Consider the following 19,001-nt stretch of genomic DNA (forward strand, 5'->3'; position numbering starts at 1 on the left):
CCCGATGCTCCACCGAGCATGCCTTAGACATTTCCGAACGAGCAATGGGTACGGGTGCGTCGATTGGAGCGCTATTGCCGTGTTCAGCCAGTTACAGGTTTTGGGGCAGTGTCCCGCCCCCTTTGAAACCCCCGATCCCTCGCCATGAACGCATCCAGCATATGCGGAATCAGAACCACCGCATCGACCGCCTCGCCATACGCCTGCGCGTGCACCGCGGCGTAGCGGTCGAGGTCGACCTTCAGATTGGCCGGGCAGTTGAAGGTCAGCTTGACAGTCTCGGTCTTGGGCAGCGGCCCGAGCCGTAGCTTCTTGGTGGTGTTCATTTCGCAGCTCCCCGGTTGAAGAACAGAGGCTGGTACGGTCGCAGCACCAAATCGCGGTTGACGATGATCCGCACCGACAGGCCCGGACGCTCCGTCAGTGTCGGCTGGATGTTCATGTTGCGCCGGGTCATCTCCTGGCCCACTTGGTTCACGCTGTCCTGCAGGCTGTCGCGTCCGGCGATGATGACGCGGTTGCCGTCTTGCCAGTTTTGCGGCGCAGCTAGCTCGGCACCCACGCCCAGCAGCGTCGTTAGCGCCGCGCCGGCAAAGACGCGATCCCAATGCCAATCGACACCATCCTCCAGGCCAGAGTAGCCGGCCGGATCGGTGCCGGCGAGGTTGTCGAGCTTCAGCGAAGACGTGTCCGGCAGGATGACGCGGTTCCACACCACCTGCACGCGGCTCTGCCCGTAGCTCACCTGGCTGTTGTACTTTCCCAGGATGCGCGAACCTTGGGGGATCAACAGGAACTTGCCCGTGGCCGTGTCATAGACCGGCTCCGTCACCGTGGCGATCACGTCGCCCGGAAGATCGGACTTGATACCCGTCACCAGCGCACCCGCGATCACGGTCCCAGCCATGACCTGGTATGGCGAGGCCGGCATCTGCAGATTCCCGGAATTGCGGGTTTCTGTAGAACCGCCTTTCAGGAAAGCCTCTTTCTGGTCTTGCCGGTTCTGCACGGCGGTCGGGTCGGATGGCTGGGCCGCCGTCGAGGCCGGCCCGGCCGCCAGCGGATCGAAGCCCGCCAAGGCGCTGCCAGGCGAAGCCGCAGCGACTTGGGCTGCGCCAGGCACCGCGGCCTTGCCCTGGTTGCCCGAGCGAAAGAACACCGTCGAGGCCGCTGCGGCCTCAGCCTCCTTGCGCCGTGCATCCTCCGGGTCATGGCCCGGCGGCGCATAGGCCGGCGTCACCGACTGCTGCGACTTCACGATGGCCGGGCCGAGGTCGCCCGGCAGCGGCGGCCCCAGCTCAGGCACCTTCGGCGGCAGCTTGGAGTAATCCGAAGGCAGGCCATCCAGCCCTTCGGACTTCGAGACGCGATCCACGTTGTAAAGCTCGGTCTGCTCGCCCGCGCCGCGCCGATGCGGCTGCAATGACCAGATCGTGGCCCCGAGCACGGCGACCGACAGGCCGCCGACGAGGATGGCCAGCGTGCGCCGGTTCAGGCGCGTGACCGGGCGCGGCTGGGCGCGCAGCGCCACCGCCTCGGGCGCGACCTTGCCCGCTCGCGGAGCAAGGTCAGGGGAATCGTCCTGGTTCATGGTCAATTCCTCCGCGTTCCGTCCGTGCGCTCGACCCGCACCACATCGCCCTTGTCCCCGCCCAGGCGCAGTTCGGCCGCACCAAACAGCCTGTCGACGATGTAATACGGCGACCGAAAACGGTAGTTCACCAACTGCCCGTCGCCCTGCACACCGATCACGAACAGCGGCGGCAGCTCGCCCTGGGCGATGCCTGGCGGGAACTGGATATAGACCTTCTCGCCATCGTCGAAGGCCCGCAGCGGCTTCCACGGCGGATTGCTGCCGCTGACCGCATAACGGAAACGGATCTTCTCCAGCGACAGGCCAGCATCGACCGGCGCGGCGGCGCTGGCCGCCTGCGACTGGCGCTGCAAGGCCAGCATCTTGTCCTTCGGATATTCCCAGGACACCGAGGCCATCCACGTCTTCTCGGTCGAAGTCAGCTCCAGCAGGTAGGTGCGCCGACTGGTCGTGATGACCAGGTTGGTCTTCAACCCTGAGCGGATCGGCTTGACCATCACGTTGACGCGCAGCGCATCACCGCTGCCGCTCGATGTGTCGCCGACGATCCACCGGACGGTATCGCCAGCGGCCACCGTCACCAGTTCCTCACCCGGCTGGAGCGCGATCACCGTCGCGCGGCCCACGGCTGCATAGACCTGGTACAGCGCGCCATCGGTGAAGGGCCAGACCTGGATTGCGTTGACGTAGCCCTCGCGCGTCGGCGCGATGCGCGCCTCGGCGTTGGCGCGGGACACCCGCACGGTTTCATCGGCGGGTTCCGGCGTGGGCTTGGCATCCGGCACAGGTTTCATCTGCGCCGGCATCGGCAGCACCTGCGGCACGGCCACCACTTCCACAGGCGCAGGCGGCTCCGGCAGAGGCTGGGCCTGCACCGGCTCATCGAGCGAAATGGACGGCGGCGGCTTGCCCTGCGAAGCGCAGCCTGCAAACAGGACGGTGGATACCAGCAGGATCACCGGCAAGGCGGATTTACGGAAATGTGCGTTCATGGTTTTGCTCCTTCGTTTCCTTCCAGTTCGCGGCTCCACGACAGACCATTGACGTAGATGCCCAAGGGGTTCTTGCGCAGACGCTGCTCGGTGCGCGGGGCTTGCAGCACCGTGGAAACCACCGCGTTCCAGCGCTCGGTGCGATCCAGCGCACCGTTCACAAAGCGGGTCTCCGTCCAGCGCACGTTGAAAGACGTGTCGCTGGCGCGGGTCACGCTGGTGATCTGCACCGTCACCGACTCCTTGCCGATGCGCGCGAACGGATCGTTCACCCGCGCGTACTCGTTAAGCACCACGGCGCCCTTGTCGGTCGTGTAGTCGTAGGCATCGAGCCAGTTCTGCCGCACCACGATGGGGTCGATGGACAGCGAGCGCACCAGCCCGATGAAGCGGCCCAGGTGATAGGCCATCTGGGCATCGCTGGGCCGGTATGGCGTGGCGGCTTCGCCGACAGCGCGCACTTGGCCCACGTTGTCCACCTCCACCACGTAGGGCGTAACGATGGACTGCGCCGAGCGCCAGACCAGGCCGCCGGCCATCAGTACGGCCAGCGTGAGGCAGCCGAAGGCCATGAAGCGCCAGTTCTTCGCCTGCACGCGGGCCGAACCGATGCGCTCGTCCCAGACCTGGGCGGCGGATTGGTATGGGGTAGCAGGCTGCGGCGTATCGGCGTAGCGCACCTGCGGTCGTTTGAATCGCATGGGAGTTCTCCTTATGAGTCGGAATCGCGAAGGCTTGGGCCTTGACTGGAGCTGCCGCCATCGCCGCCGCGCAGCGTGTGGGCGGCGGTGGTCGCCGCATGGGTGAGCTGCTGCCTGCGATGCAGGCGCTTGGCCCACGCGGGTTGTTCGGCAGATGGAGCCGATCCGGCAGCGTCAGGGCCGGTGGGTGCGGCGCCGGAGGCTGATGTGTCATCGGGCCGGAAGGCGGCAGCGACACGCTCCTTCATCGAGCGTGCGCCTTCGGCCACCTTCTGCCCCGCCGCCTGCGCGCCAGTCTTGGCAACATTGCCCACGCCCGCGGCGGCACCTTTCAGGCCTCCACCGGCCGAAGCGGAGCCCGCCTGGTACGCCGACCTGGCGCTGCTGGCGGTCGATGCCATCGAGCGGGCACCGCTGGCCGCTGCTTTGGCGGCTGCGGGCGCCATGCGCGCGCCAGCCGCCACGGCGCTGCCGACGCCAGTAGCCGCGGCACCGACCGCCACAGCGGTTCCGGCTGCACCGATGGCAGCACCGGCCATCGCGCCCGCGCCGAGCTGCGGCCCGCCCGATACCAAGCCCGTTGCAATGCCCGGCCCGAAGATGCCCAGGGCGAGCAGTGACAACGAGGCCAGCATGATGACCAGCGCCTGGTCGATGGACGGCTCGGAGCCCGGCGGTATCCTGAATTCGGCGAACAGCCCCGAGCCGATGCCCACGATGACGGCGAGTACCAGCACCTTGATGCCCGAGGACACCACGTTGCCCAGCACCTTCTCGGCCAGGAACGCCGTCTTGTTCCAGAGGGCAAACGGAACCAGCACGAAGCCCGCGAGCGTGGTCAGCTTGAACTCGATCAGCGTGACGAAGAGCTGCACCGCCAGCACGAAGAAGCTGACGATGACCACCAGCCACGCGAGGAACAGCACGACGATGGGCGCGATATTGATGAACACCTCGGGGAAGCCCGCCATCTCCCGGATCTGGTCGAGGATGGGCGCCGCCGCGTCGATGCCGGCCTTGGCCAGCCGTCCCGGCTGCAGGAAGTTGCCCATGCTCAAGGTCGAGCCGCTGGCCGTCAGGCCCAGCCCGGCGAAGGAACGGAACAGGATGCCCGCCAGGGTGTTGAAGTTGCCGATGATGTAGGCGAAAGCACCCACGTATAGCACCTTGCGGATCAGCTTGGCGATCACGTCCTCGCCCTGGCCGGTGGCATGCCCCATCGCCCAGAACAGCCCGGCCAACGTCATGTCGATGACGATCAACGTTGCGGTCAGGAACGCCACCTCGCCCTGCACCAGGCCGAATCCCGAGTCGATGTAGCGCGAGAAAACGTCGAGGAAGCGGTCGATGACCGAAACGTCGTTCATGGCCCGGCTCCGTCAGCGGCTGTAGAAGTTCACGGGCTGCGGCGTGTACGGCGTGCCAGTGCCCACGAAGCGCCGATTCACCTCGCGGCCACGCTCCACTGCGGCGGCCTGCCGCGCCAGCTCCAGCGAGGCCGCGCGGTCCTGCGTGATCTGCAAGCGCTGGGTCTGAATGGACTGCTTGGCCTGCAGGGCCAGCAACTGGTTCATGGCCTGCATCGCCTGGAGAGCGCCCACGGCGGACTGGCTCTTGCCCACGAGGTCGGCCAGCACGCCCTCGTCATCGCTCAGGTTCTGCGAAGCCTGGGCCTGCATCTGCATGGTGGTCTGAAGGCCAGTGAGCGTGTTCTTCCAGCGCTCCTGCGCATCGCGGTACATCTGATTGCCGCTGACGGTGGCGGAGTACTGTTCGGGGTACAGACGCTGGAACATCTGGTCCATGTTCGCCACGTCGTAGGCCATGCCCTTGGCCTGGGCGATGAGCCGCTGGGTGGTCGCCAGGTTGGCGCGCAGCTGGCCCACCACGCTGGACGGCAGGCTGGCCAGGTTGCGCGCCTGGTTGATGAGCATCTGCGCTTCGTTTTGGAGCTGGCGGATCTGGTTGTTGATCTGCTCCAGCGTGCGAACGGCGGTGAGCGTGTTCTGCACCAAATTGGTCGGATCGAACACGATGTCGCCAACGCCGAACAGTGCATGCGCGGGCTGCGCAATGCCGAAGGCGAGCACGCAGGCGGTGGTCAGCGCGGCGAGATTGTGGGCATGGGGTTTCATGGCAGGTTCTCCTGGGAATGGCTGGGGATGGGGGCGGCACCCGGCGCGGGGCCGGGGAAATCGCGCAGCAGATCGGCCGCCCAATCGAGGCTGCGGTGGCGCAGCCATGCGGCTGCGAACGGGGTGGAAGCGGAAGGTGTGGAGGTGCTGGCGGCAGCGAGCACCGCGTCGATGTCGCGCTGGTCCTGCGCCGTGGATGCGCCCGCGAAGGCCAGCGTCGCCGGTCCCAGGTCGAGGTCGAACAGGCGATTGCCGAGGCGGGATTGGTAGTAGTAGTCGCGCTTGGGCTGCGCGGTGGCGACGATCTCGATCTGGCGCAAGTTCAGCCCAAAGCCTTCGTAGATCGTGCGAATCTGCGGCTCGGTCGCCTGCGGGTTCGGCAGGAAGATGCGGCTCGCGCAGCTTTCGATGATCGCGGGCGCGATGCTCGAATCCTTGATGTCGGCCAGGCTCTGCGTGGCGAAGATGACCGACACGTTCTTCTTGCGCAACGTCTTGAGCCACTGGCGAATGCGCGCGGCAAACACCGGGTCATCGAGGAACAGCCAGGCTTCATCGAGGATCAGCAGCGTGGGCGCACCGTCAAAGCGCTCATCGAAGCGCGCAAAGAGGTAGTGCAGCACGGCCATGACGGCGGCCTTGCTGTGCATCAATTCCTCCATCTCGAAGCACTGCACGGAGCCAGCGCCCAGGCGATCCGAATCCGCATCCAGCAGCTTGCCGTGGGCGCCGCCCAGCACGTACGGCGCAAGCGCCTGGCGCAGCGCATTCGATTGCAGCAGTACCGACAGGCCCGTCATCGTGCGCTGTTCCATCGGCGCACCGGCGAGACTGCCGAGCGCCGACCAGATAGCGGCCTTCTCTTCGGGGCCGACGGCCACGCTCTCATGCCGCAAGCGCCCTTCGATCCATTCGGCGGCCCAGGTGCGGTAGCCCTCGCGGTCGATGCGGGCGAGAGGCTGAAACGCGATCTCGCCATCCATCCCGAGGTCGTAGTGCTCACCACCCAGCCCGAGGATGGTGGCGCGCATCGAGCGCCCCATGTCGAAGGCAAAGATGCGCGAGCCGCGATAGCGCCGAAACTGCATCGCCAAGGTGGCGAGCAGCACCGACTTGCCCATGCCCGTAGGGCCAGCCACCAGCGTGTGGCCCACGTCGCCGATGTGCGTCACCAGCCGGAACGGCGTCGCGCCCTCAGTGCGCGTGACGATCAGCGGCGGGCCGTCGAGGTGCGCGTTCTTCTCCGGCCCGGCCCATACCGCCGACACCGGCATCAGGTGCGCCAGGTTCAACGTGGAGACGATGGGCTGGCGGACGTTGGCGTAGGCATGGCCCGGAATGGACGACAGCCACGCATCCACGGCGTTGAGCGTTTCGGGGATGGTGACGAAGCCACGCCCCTGGATGACGCGCTCCACCCTGCGCAGCTTCTCGTTGGCCACGGCGGCATCCGCGTCCATGACGGTGACGGTCGCTGTCACGTAGCCGAAGGCCACTTGATCGCTGCCCAGCTCCTGCAAGGCGGCATCGGCATCGGTGGCCTTGTTGCTGGCGTCGGTATCGACCAGCGGGCTTTCCTGCTGGAAGATCGTCTCGCGCAGCAGCGCGATGACGTTCTTGCGTTTGGCGAACCACTGACGGCGCAGGCGGGCGAGTTCTTTTTCCGCCTCGGCTTTGTCCAGGCAGAGAAAGCGCGTACTCCAGCGATACGCGAAGCCCAGACGGTTGAGGTCGTCCAGAATCCCCGGCCAAGTCGAGATCGGAAAACCGCGCACCGACACCACGCGCAGGTGCTGGTCGCCCAGCATCGGCGCCAAGCCACCGATCAGCGGCGCGTCGGCCAGCAGCGCATCGAGGTGGAATGGCACCTCGGGCACGCCCACGCGGTAACGCCGTGTAGACACGGTGGCGTGCAGGTAGGTCAGCGTCTGGCTATCGTCGAGCCAGGCGATCTCCGGCATCACGCCGTCGAGCAGGTCAAAGATGCGTTCCGTCTCCGCGATGAAGGCAGTCAGGCGCTCGCGCCAATCGACGCCTTCGGTCAGCCGGTTCTCGTACAGCAGGCCCGCGGCACGGGCACGGGCCTCCTCGGGCGGCAGGTACACCAGCGTGAGGTGGTAGCCGCTCTCGAAGTGATTGCCCAAGTCCTCAAAGGCGGCCCGTCGCTCCTCGTCCACCAGCCACGACAGCGGCTCGGGAAACTCCGAGTGCGGGTAGTTGGCGGCGGGCCGGCGCTCGGCTTCGATGAACAAGGCCCAGCCCGAACCCAGCCTGCGCAGCGCGTTGTTCAACCGTGCTGACGTAGAGATCAGCTCGCCCTGCGTGGCACTGTCGAGGTCTGGCCCCCGAAAGCGCGCCGTGCGCTGGAAGGAGCCATCCTTATTCAGCACGACGCCCGGAGCGATCAGCCCGGCCCAAGGCAGCCAGTCAGCCAGCAAGGCCGGGCGCTGGCGGTATTCGGCAAGGTTCAGCATGCGATATCTCCCTTTGCCCCTACACGTCCAGCAGCGGCCGGTGCTTGATATGGCGCGCGAAGACTTGCATGAACCGCGGATCGACACGCGCGCCCCAGACCGCCAACGCATGGCCGGCGATCCAGAGCACCAGGCCCGGAATCCACAGTTGCAGGCCCAAGCCCACGGCCGCGGCCAAGGTGCCATTGGCAATCGCCACCGTGCGCGGCGCGCCGCCCAGCAGGATCGGCTCGGTCAGCGAGCGGTGCAGTGGCACTTCGAACCCCGGAGCGAACCCCTGCACGCCATCGTGGGCCGCGCTCATACGACAGCCCCGCCCGAGAAGCTGAAGAACGACAGGAAGAACGAGGACGCGGCAAACGCGATCGACAGACCGAAGACGATCTGGATCAGCTTGCGAAAACCGCCCGAGGTATCGCCGAAGGCCAGCGCCAGGCCCGTGGCGATGATGATGATGACCGCGATGATCCGGGCCACCGGACCCTGGATCGACTCCAGGATGGATTGCAGCGGCCCCTCCCAAGGCATCGAGGAACCGGCGGCCTGCGCGGTGCCTGCGAGCAGCAGCATCAGCGCCGCGAGCATCAGGCCCTGCAGGGCTGGGCGTGCCAAGCCATCCAGCCGCGCGGGACGGCAGCGCAGGGCAAGCGGGTTTGCAGAAATACGGAAAGCAGGAACGATCATCTGCGTCATGGCAGTTCTCCAGGTTGGTCAGGGGACAGGGAAGAAAGGTCGGACTGCGACAGCAGCTCCGGGAATGGAGCCTCCAGCGCATCCGCCAGTTGGTAGCCCGCGCCATCGAAGCCGACGACGCGGGCGATGCTCTCGATGCGGCGCTTGCGTCCGCGCCCGGCGATGTGGATGACCACGTTGACCGCTTCCGCGATCAGCGCACGGGGCGGGTTCTCCGCCACTTCGAGAATCAGTTGCTCCAGGCGCAGCAGCGCGCCCAGCGCGGAGCCGGCGTGGATGGTGGCGATGCCGCCGGGGTGGCCCGTGCCCCATACCTTGATGAGATCCAGCGCCTCGGCACCACGCACTTCGCCAACGATCACGCGATCCGGGCGCAGGCGCATGGAAGAGCGCACCAGCTCGGTCATCGACACCACGCCCTGGCGCGTGCGCAGCGGTACGTGATCGCGCGCCGCGCATTGCAGCTCCACCGTGTCTTCAAGCACCAGCACGCGGTCACCGGTAGCGGCAATCTCGGCGAGCAAGGCATTGGCGAGCGTGGTCTTGCCCGTGCTGGTGCCGCCTGCGATCAGGATGTTCTGGCGCTCGCGCACGGCGCGCACCAGCAGGCCCGCCTGCGCGGCGGTCATCATTCCGTCCTCGATGTAGCGCGACAGTGGGATCACGCCAAAGGCGCGCTTGCGCAAGGCGAAGGCCGGCCCCGGCGCGGCGGGCGGCAGGATGCCCTCGAAGCGTTCGCCCGTCTCGGGCAGCTCTGCCGTCAACAACGGCTGGCCCCGATGAACTTCCGTGCCAACGTGAGCTGCAACGAGGCGGATGATGCGTTCGCCATCGGCCTCGGACAGTTCCACGCCCATCGGCGCGCGGCCCGTGGACAGACGATCCACCCAGAGCGTGCGATCGGGGTTGAGCATGATTTCCACCACGTCCGGGTCTTCGAGCGCGGCAGCGATCAGCGGCCCCATGGCCGTGCGCAGCATCTGGATGCGGCGATCCAGCGAGGTGGCCGTGAAGGAGGAAGGAACGGCGCTCATAAGGCACGCTCCTGGGCATCCGCGACGGCCGCAGCGCCCTCCGGTCGCGTCGGATCGGTGTGCAGTTCCTCCACCACATCCCGCACCAGGCTGCGCCCGCGCAGCAAATGGCGACCGAGCTGCTCGACGAACTGCTCGAAGCGGGCCTTGCCCTGGGCGCGAGCGGCATCCTGATGGGCCTCGGGCACGGGTGTGCTCACCGTGAGGAAATAGCGGATGAACAGCGCCAATGTTTCGATGGCAATGTTCTGGTCGCGCTCCAGGCGCTCGGCGTGGCGCGACAGGCGGTCCAGCCGCTTGGCAATTGCCGCCTCGCGCTGGTCGGCCGCATCGGGCGACAGCCAGGAGGCCAGGGCCGCCGCGACGATGCTGGACTTGGACACGCCCTTCTTGGCGGCCAGTTCATCGAGCCGCTTGCTGTGCTCCGGCTGGATGAACACATTGAGGCGGTGTTGGGTCATAGGTCGATTCCGTCGTCAGGGTCGAGGGAAGCCAGCCGGGCCGTGCGCTGCAGGGCCGGATCGAGCTGGCGAGGAAGGGGATGCGGCATGTCGTCGTCATCGAGCAGCCCGAGGTCGGCTGCGGGCGCAACCAGGTCGGGGTCGTAGGTGACGGCTTCGGAAAGTTCGGGCTGGCGGCGTGGGCCGCTGTCGTCGGCCGAACCCAGGTTCTCCAGCCCATCGGCGGCGTCGGCCGTCGGTGCGACCGGCATGGCGGGAATCGCCAGCCCGCTCCAGTCGTCGGCGCGTTCCGGTGGCACATCGGCATAGCGCCCCTGCATGGACAGGGTTGCAAGCACCGGCGGCGGAAGCACGCGCCGCTTGAAATTGCTGTCCGCGTAGTAGCGCAGCTTCTTGGCCTTGATGGGCGCCACGCTGGACACCATCACCACGGCCTCGTCGGGCGGAAGCTGCATTACCTCGCCCGGCGTGAGCAGCGGACGTGCCGTCTCCTGGCGCGACACCATCAGATGCCCGAGCCATGGCGCGAGCCGGTGGCCGGCGTAGTTGCGCTGCGCGCGCAGCTCGGTCGCGGTGCCCAGCGTTTCGGAGATGCGCTTGGCGGTGCGCTCGTCGTTGGTGGCGAACGTCACCCGGACATGGCAGTTGTCCAGGATCGAATGGTTCTGGCCGTAGGCTTTGTCAATCTGGTTGAGCGACTGGGCGATGAGGAAGCTGCGGATACCGTAGCCGGCCATGAAGGCCAGGGCCGTCTCGAAGAAGTCGAGCCGTCCGAGCGCGGGGAACTCGTCGAGCATCAATAGCAGCTTGTGGCGGCGCGCGATGCCGTCGCTGCCGTCGAGCGATTCCGTCAGCCGTCGCCCGATCTGGTTGAGGATCAGGCGAATGAGCGGTTTCGTCCGCGAAATGTCCGAAGGCGGCACCACCAGGTACAGCGACACCGGATGCTCGGCCGCGATCAGGTCGGCAATGCGCCAGTCGCAGCGCGAGGTGACTTCGGCCACCGTGGGGTCGCGGTACAGGCCGAGGAATGACATGGCGGTGCTCAACACGCCGGAACGCTCGTTGTCCGATTTGTTCAGGACTTCGCGCGCTGCCGATGCCACCACCAGATGCGGCCCACCACCGATGTGCGGCGTGGTCATCATCCGATGCAGGGTCAGCTCGAAGGGACAGGCCGGGTCGCTGAGGAAGTTGGCGACTCCGCGCAGCGTCTTGTCTTCGCCTGCGTAGAGCACGTGCAGGATGGCCCCAACCAGCAGCGCATGCGAGGTCTTCTCCCAATGGTTGCGCCGCTCCAGTGCTCCTTCGGGATCGACCAGAATGTCTGCGATGTTCTGCACGTCGCGCACTTCGTGCGCGCCGCGCCTCACCTCCAGCAGTGGGTTGTAGGCCGACGACTTCGCATCGGTCGGGTTGAACAGCAGGCAATGCGAGAAGCGCGAGCGCCAGCCGGCGGTGATGCTCCAGTTCTCGCCCTTGATGTCGTGAATGACGGCCGATGCAGGCCAGCTCAACAAGGTGGGAACCACCAGGCCCACGCCTTTGCCCGAGCGGGTGGGCGCGAATGTCAGGACGTGTTCCGGGCCTTCATGGCGCAGGTACTGCTGGCGATGCAGGCCGAGGAACACGCCCGCAGGCTGGTCAAGGCCCGCCTTGTGGATGTCCTCCGCATTGGCCCAGCGGGCCGAGCCGTAGGTCGTGACCAGCTTGGACTGGCGCGAGCGCCAGATCGACATGCCGATGGCAACTACCATCGCGATCAGGCCGCTGCCTGCGGCAATGGCACCGCCCGCGTCGAAGATATGCGGCGCGTAGGCGTCGAAGAAGAACCACCACTCGAACAGGCCCCAGGGGTGGTAGACCGGCGTACCGAAGAAGTCGAACCACGGCGAGCCCAGGCGTAGCTGGTAGCCCAGGGCCGCTGCTGTCCATTGCGTGGCGCTCCATACGCCAGCGATCACGATGCCGAAGACGACGGCAATCTGACCGAACAGCACGTTCGTTCCTTGCATTGGTCAACCTCCCACTACGGCACAGGAACGTGCCGTAGTGCCGAGGATCAAGGCGAGCGTGCAGGCCGGTCAAAGACCGTTATGGCGGGGATTCAGGCCAAAAGAGCCAGACTTCTTGCGGTGGCGAAGACAATAAAAATGCCGCATGCGCGAGCGCGCTGCGGCGTGATGAGGTAACTGCGAGAACTTTGTCGCGGCGCCGCGACGGAAGGTTACCTTATTGGGACTTCTGCTCCGGCCGGTCACCAAAGAAGCGGCGATTCGCGGCCTCGGCGGCACGTCGGCAGAGTTCTTCGCCGGCCTTCGCGCGCTCTTCCTTGCACAGGCGCTGGACTTCCTTGAGACGCTCAGGATGGGCCACGAGGAAGTCCACGGTTTCCGTCGGTTGGGATGGCCCACAGGAGGCTGTCAGTGCAGCGGCCATCAGCAGCGACAGGAATCGGGGCATGGCTTGGGTCCTTTCAGCAGGTGGATCAGGAGTCCTCGGCGGCGCTGGAGCCATCCGCCGAATCAATGGAGTCCACTCGTGCGATGAACCGAGCCAGCATTTCGGAGGGCTCCACGTCACGGTGCAGCAGATACGTGGCCAGCATCTGCGACTTGCCCGCCAAGCGCCGGGCCACAACACCTGGCCCACGGCCGGATGCAATGTGCGCGGCGCCCGCCAAACCAAGTGCCAATCCGGCGGAGACTAAGGTCATCATCACCTCATAGGACGCCACGCGCTGGGCGATCAGTGGCTGTTGCTCGTAGCGCTGCAAAACGCGATCAACTTGGCGTGCATGGCCTTCGCATATCGCCGGATCGCATAGCGCCAGCGGATAGCGCAGCACTTCTTCCAACGGAACGTGCTTGTGGGCCAGCACAGGATGGCGAGCTGGGACCGCCACCATCAGCTCGTCTTCCCACGCAGGCCTGACCACAATGCCGTCGCCCACCTCTTCGGCCATCGAAAAGCCGACGTCATACAGGTCATCGTGCAGACCCTTGATCTGTTGGTCCAACGGCATCTCAAATAACCGAATGTCAATCTCTGGATCTTCCTCTCGGCACCGTGCCAGCAGCGTCGGCATTCGCGAGGGCGTGATGCCATCGGACAAAGCGATGCGCAACTGTCCCTGAAACCCACTGGCGGCGGACTTGACGCCGTCACACGCCTGTTTCAGAGCTTCGAAGATTCGCGGCACCCGCTCCAGGAATGCCATTCCGGCAAAGGTCAGGCGGGTGCTTCGCGTGGTTCGCGTGAACAGTTGCGCCCCGAGCTCTTCCTCTATCTCCTTGATGGTGCGCGACAAAGGGGACTGATCGATGTGCAGCTTTTCCGCTGCGCGGCCAAAGTGAAGTTCTTCGGCCACCGCTATAAAGCAACGCAAATGCCGAAGCTCCATGGTGTATCTCATCCAAGTTAAAAGGCCTTGACGAGTTCCGGCACAGCCGCGAACAGGTCCGCCTCCAGCCCGTAGTCGGCCACGCTGAAGATCGGCGCCTCCGGGTCCTTGTTGATCGCCACGATCACCTTGGAGTCCTTCATGCCCGCCAGGTGCTGGATCGCCCCCGAGATGCCCGCCGCCACGTACAGCTGCGGCGCCACGATCTTGCCGGTCTGGCCCACCTGCAGGTCATTGGGCGCGTAGCCCGCATCCACCGCCGCGCGGCTCGCGCCGATGGCCGCGCCCAGCTTGTCGGCCAGCGGGGTGATGACTTCGTCGAATTTTTCCTTGCTGCCCAGCGCACGGCCGCCGGAGACGATGATCTTGGCCGCCGTCAGTTCGGGCCGGTCGCTCTTGGCGATTTCGCTGCCCACGTAGCTGCTCTTGCCGGTGTCTGCCGCTGCGGTTGCCGTTTCCACTGCTGCGTTGCCTCCGGTCGCCGCTGTGGCGTCGAAGCCGGTGGTGCGCACGGTGATGACTTTGGTGGCGTCGCTGCTTTGCACGGTGGCGATGGCATTGCCGGCGTAGATGGGGCGTTCGAAGGTGTCGGCGCTCACCACCTTGGTGATGTCGCTGATCTGGGCGACGTCGAGCTTGGCGGCCACGCGGGGGGCCACGTTCTTGCCGCCGGCCGTGGCCGGGAACAGGATGTGGCTATAGTTGCCGGCGATGGCCAGCACCTGGGCGGCCACGTTCTCGGCCAGGCCGTGGGCCAAGCCTGCGGCGTCGGCGTGGATGACCTTGGCGACACCGGCGATCTGGGCGGCGGCTTGTGCGGCAGCGCCGGCATTGTGGCCGGCCACCAGCACGTGCACGTCGCCACCGCAAGCGGCTGCAGCCGTCACGGTGTTCAGGGTTGCGCCCTTGATGGATGCGTTGTCGTGTTCAGCAATAACGAGTACCGACATTTAGATCACCTTCGCTTCGTTCTTGAGTTTTTCGACCAGGGCGGCCACGTCAGCCACCTTCACGCCGGCGCCGCGCTTGGCGGGTTCGGTCACCTTCAGGGTCTTCAGGCGCGGGGCGACTTGAACGCCGAGGTCTTCGGGCTTGATGGTGTCCAGCGGCTTTTTCTTGGCCTTCATGATGTTGGGCAAGGTGACGTAGCGCGGTTCGTTCAGACGCAGGTCGGCGGTGATGACCGCGGGCAGCGTGAGGCTAAGGGTTTCCAGGCCGCCGTCCACTTCGCGGGTCACGGCTGCCTTGTCGCTGGCGAGCTCGACCTTGGAGGCGAAGGTGGCTTGCGGCAGACCGGCCAGCGCCGCCAGCATCTGGCCGGTCTGGTTGCAGTCGTCGTCGATGGCCTGCTTGCCCAGGATCACGAGGCCGGGCTGTTCCTTGTCGATCAGGGCCTTAAGCAGCTTAGCCACGGCCAGCGGCTGCAGTTCTTCATTGGTCTCGACTAGGATGCCGCGGTCGGCACCGATGGCCATGGCGGTGCGCAGCGTCTCCTGGCATTGAGACACGCCGCACGAGACGGCGACGATCTCCGTTGCCGCGCCTTTCTCCCTGAGCCGCACAGCCTCTTCGACGGCAATCTCGTCGAAGGGGTTCATGCTCATCTTGACATTGGCGATGTCCACGCCGCTGCCATCGCTCTTGACGCGGACCTTGACGTTGTAGTCAACCACCCGCTTGACGGGAACCAGGATTTTCATGGGAGGGTTTCCTTTCAGGATCATTCAGAGTTGATCGTCCGCCAGGGCCAGCGTGCTGGCGGCGCCGCCCGTGACGATGTCGCGCAGCATCGGCGCCTGCACCAGGACATGCGCCGCGTAATGGCTGGCTGTGGCGCGCTTGGTACCGAGAAAGCCCGCATCGCCCGCGCCCGCCGCGAGTTGCGCGGTAGCGGCTTCGGCCATGCGCGCCGACAGCCAGCCGCCGATCACGGTGCCCGCCAGCCGCAGGAAGGGCACGGCGCCCGCCGCGCACTGCGCGGGTTGACCGTCGTGGGCCAGCAGCCAGTCGACCGCTTCGTCCAGCGCCTGGGCAGCGGCTGCCAACGCGCGGCCGATCTGCGCCAGCACTGCATCGGGCGATTCGACCAACCGGCGCGCATCGCCGTCGATGCGGCCCAGCAGCGCCTTCAGCGTGCGCCCGCCCTCGCGTGCCAGCTTGCGGCCGATCAGGTCGTTGGCCTGGATGCCCGTGGTGCCTTCGTAGATGGTCGTGATGCGCGCGTCGCGCATGTGCTGGGAGGCGCCGGTTTCCTCGACGTAGCCCATGCCGCCATGCACCTGCACGCCGTCGGACGTGATGCCCTGCGCGCTGTCGGTACACCAGCCTTTGACCACCGGTATCAGCAGGCCGACCAGGGCCTGCGCCTGCGCGCGCTCCTGCGCATCGGCGTGGCCCGCGGCGCGGTCCATCTGACCGGCGCAGAAGTAGGCCAGCGCGCGCATGGCCTCGGTGCGGGCCTTCATGTCCATCAGCATGCGCCGCACGTCCGGGTGGCCTGCGATGGCGGTGCTGCCGCTGATCAGCGGCTTGCCCTGCACCCGCTCCAGCGCATAGGCGCGTGCGCGCTGGTAGGCGCGCTCGGAAATGCCCACGCCTTCCAGGCCAACGTTCAGCCGCGCGTGGTTCATCATGGTGAACATGCAGGCCAGCCCCTGGTGCGGCTCGCCGACCAGGTAGCCGATAGCGCCGCCGCTGTCGCCAAAACTCATCGACGCCGTGGGGCTGCCGTGGATGCCCATCTTGTGCTCAATCGACGTGCAGGCCAAGTCGTTGCGTTCGCCCAGGGTGCCATCGTCGTTGACCAGGTACTTCGGGCACAGGAACAGCGAGATGCCTTTCACCCCCGGTGGCGCATCGGGTAGGCGCGCCAGCACCAGGTGCACGATGTTCTCGGCCATGTCGTGCTCGCCCCAGGTGATGAAGATCTTGTTGCCGCTGACGTGGTAGTGGTCGCCCTCGTGTACGGCACGGCTGCGCAGCGCGGCCAGGTCAGAGCCGGCCTGGGGCTCGGTGAGGTTCATGGTGCCCGTCCAGCGGCCCTCGACCATGGGTGCCAGGAAGCGGCGCTGGAGTGCGTCGCTGCCATGGTGCGCAATGGCCTCCACCGCGCCCAGCGTGAGCATCTGGCACAGGCTGAACGCGAGGTTGGACGACTTCCACATCTCCAGCACGGCGGTGGAGACCAGCGTGGGCAGGCCCTGGCCGCCCCATTCGGTGGCAGCGGGCATGCCGTTCCAGCCGTTCTCGCAGAAGCTGGCCCAGGCTTCGCGAAAGCCGTCGGCGGGCGTGACCCGACCATCGTGCCAGCGCGCGCCCTGCACGTCGCCGGGGCGGTTGAGCGGATCCAGCACGCCAGCGGCGTAATTAGCCGCCTCCTGCAGGATGGCCTCGACCAGGTCGGGCGTGGTTTCTTCATGGTCGGGCTGGGCGCAGATCGCGTCCAGGCCGCCGACCTCTTTCATGGCGAACAGCATTTCGCGCAGGGGGGCTATGTAGACAGACACAGCGAATTTCCTTGATGGCTACGATCAGGCGTTTTGCGGCGTCTGTTGCGACGGGCGCAACTCGCGTGCAGCCTCTTGCGGGCCCACCGACGCCGGGCCGCCATGCCTGATGAACGCCAGGGCGATCGAGCCGATGATTCCGAAAGCCCCGATCACCAGGAAGTTCTGCTCCAGCGGCAGCTCAAGCGCAACGATCTGGCCGATTAGCAGCGGCGCCGCGATCGCGCCCAGGCGCCCCACGCCGGAGGCCATGCCGATGCCGGTCGAGCGGATGGACATCGGGTAAAACTGCCCGCAGTAGGCATAGGCCACCAATTGCGCGCCGGTGGTGCAGGCGCCGACCGCGCCGATGATCAGATAACGCAGCTCGGTCGAGGTCTGGAACGTCATCAGGTACAGCAGCACGCCGCCCAGCGCATACATCCCCACCAGCACCCACTTGATGTTGAACTTGTCGGCGAGCCACCCGCCTCCCACGGCACCGATGATGGCGCCAACGTTCAGCGCGATCACGAAGCTGAGGGCAGACCCCAGGCTGTAGCCAGCCATAGCCATCAGCTTGGTCAGCCAGCTGCTGAGCGCATAGACCATGAACAGGCCCGAGAAGAAGGCGATCCAGAACAGCACCGTGCTCGGGCCTCGCCCGTCCTGGAACAGCCGGGAGACCGGCGCACCCGCCACGCGGTCGGCGGTGGGCACGACGAACTGGGCGTCCGCCGGGTGCTTGACTCCCGGCTGGAGATTACGGGCCACTTCGGCCAGTTCGCCGTTGCGGCTGCGCGAGATCAGGTAGGTCATTGATTCCGGCACCAGCTTCAAGATGAACGGAATCAGCAGGACCGGCACACCCGCTGCGATGAAAACGACCTGCCAGCCGTACTCGCCGATCAGCTGCTTGCCGAGCACCGCGGCCAGGATGCCGCCCAGTGCGTAGCCCGAAGTCATCAGCGCCGTCATCAGGCTGCGGATCTTCTTGGGCGAGTACTCGACCATCTGTGCCACGATGACCGGCAGCACACCGCCAATCCCCAGGCCCGCGATGAAGCGCACCACGCTGAAGCTGATGGGATCCTTGGTGAATCCGGCGGCCGCGGTGAACACGCTGAACAGCATGACGCCAATGGAGAGGGCCCAGCGCCGACCAATCCGGTCGGACAGCGTGCCCAGAACCATGGCGCCGAACATCATGCCGAACAGGGCCGAACTGGCCATGAAACCGGCAGTCGATGCGTTCACGCCCATCTGCTGCATGATGGACGGCAGGGCGATGCCCACCACGGCGATGTCATAGCCGTCGATGATGAGAATCAACAGGCACCACAGAAGCACCTTGGCATGAAAGCGGTTGAAGCGAGCGTCGTCGGCGAGCTTCTGCATGTCGATTTGGCACACGTGTTTGTCTCCTTTGAGTTAGGCTCTGGATCGTGGGGCGGCGGTCATCGCCGCTCCGCTACATGTCGTCCAGCGCACACAAGGAATCCTAGGTGCCGGTGCTGCGAGCCGCGATGACGAAGCGCCCCGATCGAATGACAAACGGCCCCTTTCTGAGAGCACTGTTCAAGTGCGCCAAGAGGTCAGGCGTCAAGCTGAATATGGTCGCCGCGTGCGGCTGATATTCCAGCACGAAGGGCGCTTCTGCCTGCTGGGAACACCCCGGCAGTGTTGGGTGCCCAGGGGCTCACGCCCCATCGTCGGCGCACGCCTCAACGCCAGACCCTGTACGCCTTCGCCGCCGTCAGCACGCACGATGGCGTGATTGACTCTCTGGTGCTGCCCTGGGCCAACGCTGAGACGATGCAGGTGTTCCTGGCCGAGATGGCGCGACGCCATGCCGTCGAGTTCATCATGATGGTCATGGATCAGGCGGGTTGGCACATCGCGGGTCACTTGGATGTGCCACAGAATATGCGCCTAGAGTTTCTGCCAGCCTTGAGCTGAACCCGGTCGAGCATCTGTGGAAGGTGCCGTGCCAGGATTGGTTTGCCAACACGGTGTTCAAAGAACTGGA

The 19,001-nt window shown here is 66.0% G+C and carries 19 protein-coding genes; 1 reads left to right on the plus strand and 18 read right to left on the minus strand.

Annotated features, from left to right (window positions below; translation table 11 throughout):
* Positions 1–83 precede the first annotated feature (83 nt).
* The 18 genes from ACCQ08_RS14410 to ACCQ08_RS14495 form a co-directional block, all read right to left on the minus strand.
* Entirely contained in the window at positions 84–326 is a 243-nt protein-coding gene (locus ACCQ08_RS14410) for a DUF2274 domain-containing protein (protein WP_074923310.1), read from the minus strand.
* The gene (locus ACCQ08_RS14415; protein WP_373450217.1) at positions 323–1,591 is read right to left on the minus strand and encodes a TrbI/VirB10 family protein; all 1,269 of its coding nucleotides are present in this window, start codon (positions 1,589–1,591) and stop codon (positions 323–325) included. The genes ACCQ08_RS14410 and ACCQ08_RS14415 overlap by 4 nt, the downstream gene beginning before the upstream one ends.
* Positions 1,592–1,593: 2 nt before the next feature.
* Entirely contained in the window at positions 1,594–2,586 is a 993-nt protein-coding gene (gene trbG, locus ACCQ08_RS14420) for a P-type conjugative transfer protein TrbG (protein WP_074923308.1), read from the minus strand.
* On the minus strand, positions 2,583–3,287 hold the full coding sequence (trbF, locus tag ACCQ08_RS14425) for a conjugal transfer protein TrbF (RefSeq protein WP_074923307.1): 705 nt from the start codon (positions 3,285–3,287) through the stop codon (positions 2,583–2,585). The genes trbG and trbF overlap by 4 nt, the downstream gene beginning before the upstream one ends.
* An 11-nt stretch (positions 3,288–3,298) precedes the next feature.
* Complete coding sequence (gene trbL / locus ACCQ08_RS14430; protein ID WP_074923306.1) at positions 3,299–4,654, minus strand: P-type conjugative transfer protein TrbL; 1,356 nt, start codon at positions 4,652–4,654, stop codon at positions 3,299–3,301.
* Between the two features lie 12 nt (positions 4,655–4,666).
* Positions 4,667–5,422 (minus strand): P-type conjugative transfer protein TrbJ, encoded by a 756-nt coding sequence (trbJ, locus tag ACCQ08_RS14435; RefSeq protein ID WP_012436237.1) that lies wholly within the window; start codon positions 5,420–5,422, stop codon positions 4,667–4,669.
* On the minus strand, positions 5,419–7,896 hold the full coding sequence (gene trbE / locus ACCQ08_RS14440; RefSeq protein ID WP_012436236.1) for a conjugal transfer protein TrbE: 2,478 nt from the start codon (positions 7,894–7,896) through the stop codon (positions 5,419–5,421). Before trbE ends, trbJ begins: the two co-directional genes overlap by 4 nt.
* Positions 7,897–7,915: 19 nt before the next feature.
* The gene (locus ACCQ08_RS14445) at positions 7,916–8,200 is read right to left on the minus strand and encodes a VirB3 family type IV secretion system protein (RefSeq protein ID WP_012436235.1); all 285 of its coding nucleotides are present in this window, start codon (positions 8,198–8,200) and stop codon (positions 7,916–7,918) included.
* Positions 8,197–8,589, minus strand: a complete 393-nt coding sequence (locus ACCQ08_RS14450; protein ID WP_012436234.1) for a TrbC/VirB2 family protein — start codon at positions 8,587–8,589, stop codon at positions 8,197–8,199. The genes ACCQ08_RS14445 and ACCQ08_RS14450 overlap by 4 nt, the downstream gene beginning before the upstream one ends.
* Positions 8,586–9,623, minus strand: a complete 1,038-nt coding sequence (gene trbB, locus ACCQ08_RS14455; RefSeq protein ID WP_012436233.1) for a P-type conjugative transfer ATPase TrbB — start codon at positions 9,621–9,623, stop codon at positions 8,586–8,588. Before trbB ends, ACCQ08_RS14450 begins: the two co-directional genes overlap by 4 nt.
* Complete coding sequence (locus ACCQ08_RS14460; protein WP_012436232.1) at positions 9,620–10,084, minus strand: CopG family transcriptional regulator; 465 nt, start codon at positions 10,082–10,084, stop codon at positions 9,620–9,622. The genes trbB and ACCQ08_RS14460 overlap by 4 nt, the downstream gene beginning before the upstream one ends.
* Entirely contained in the window at positions 10,081–12,099 is a 2,019-nt protein-coding gene (locus ACCQ08_RS14465; RefSeq protein WP_012436231.1) for a conjugal transfer protein TraG, read from the minus strand. The genes ACCQ08_RS14460 and ACCQ08_RS14465 overlap by 4 nt, the downstream gene beginning before the upstream one ends.
* 217 nt (positions 12,100–12,316) lie before the next feature.
* Positions 12,317–12,547, minus strand: a complete 231-nt coding sequence (locus ACCQ08_RS14470) for an EexN family lipoprotein (protein WP_012436230.1) — start codon at positions 12,545–12,547, stop codon at positions 12,317–12,319.
* A 25-nt stretch (positions 12,548–12,572) separates the two neighbouring features.
* A complete protein-coding gene (locus ACCQ08_RS14475; protein ID WP_012436229.1) occupies positions 12,573–13,487 on the minus strand; it encodes a LysR family transcriptional regulator in 915 nt (304 codons plus the stop codon).
* 17 nt (positions 13,488–13,504) lie between these two features.
* The gene (locus ACCQ08_RS14480) at positions 13,505–14,437 is read right to left on the minus strand and encodes an electron transfer flavoprotein subunit alpha/FixB family protein (RefSeq protein ID WP_012436228.1); all 933 of its coding nucleotides are present in this window, start codon (positions 14,435–14,437) and stop codon (positions 13,505–13,507) included.
* Complete coding sequence (locus tag ACCQ08_RS14485; protein ID WP_012436227.1) at positions 14,438–15,187, minus strand: electron transfer flavoprotein subunit beta/FixA family protein; 750 nt, start codon at positions 15,185–15,187, stop codon at positions 14,438–14,440.
* Positions 15,188–15,211: 24 nt separating this feature from the next.
* Entirely contained in the window at positions 15,212–16,993 is a 1,782-nt protein-coding gene (locus tag ACCQ08_RS14490; RefSeq protein ID WP_012436226.1) for an acyl-CoA dehydrogenase, read from the minus strand.
* A 24-nt stretch (positions 16,994–17,017) separates the two neighbouring features.
* Complete coding sequence (locus ACCQ08_RS14495) at positions 17,018–18,385, minus strand: MFS transporter (protein WP_012436225.1); 1,368 nt, start codon at positions 18,383–18,385, stop codon at positions 17,018–17,020.
* A gap of 360 nt (positions 18,386–18,745) precedes the next feature.
* Here ACCQ08_RS14495 and ACCQ08_RS14500 point away from each other — a divergent pair, with 360 nt between their 5' ends.
* Positions 18,746–18,931 (plus strand): hypothetical protein, encoded by a 186-nt coding sequence (locus ACCQ08_RS14500; RefSeq protein ID WP_274754688.1) that lies wholly within the window; start codon positions 18,746–18,748, stop codon positions 18,929–18,931.
* Positions 18,932–19,001: the final 70 nt, after the last annotated feature.

Source organism: Comamonas sp. SY3, assembly GCF_041730275.1.
Classification (GTDB): Bacteria; Pseudomonadota; Gammaproteobacteria; order Burkholderiales; family Burkholderiaceae_C; genus Comamonas; species Comamonas sediminis.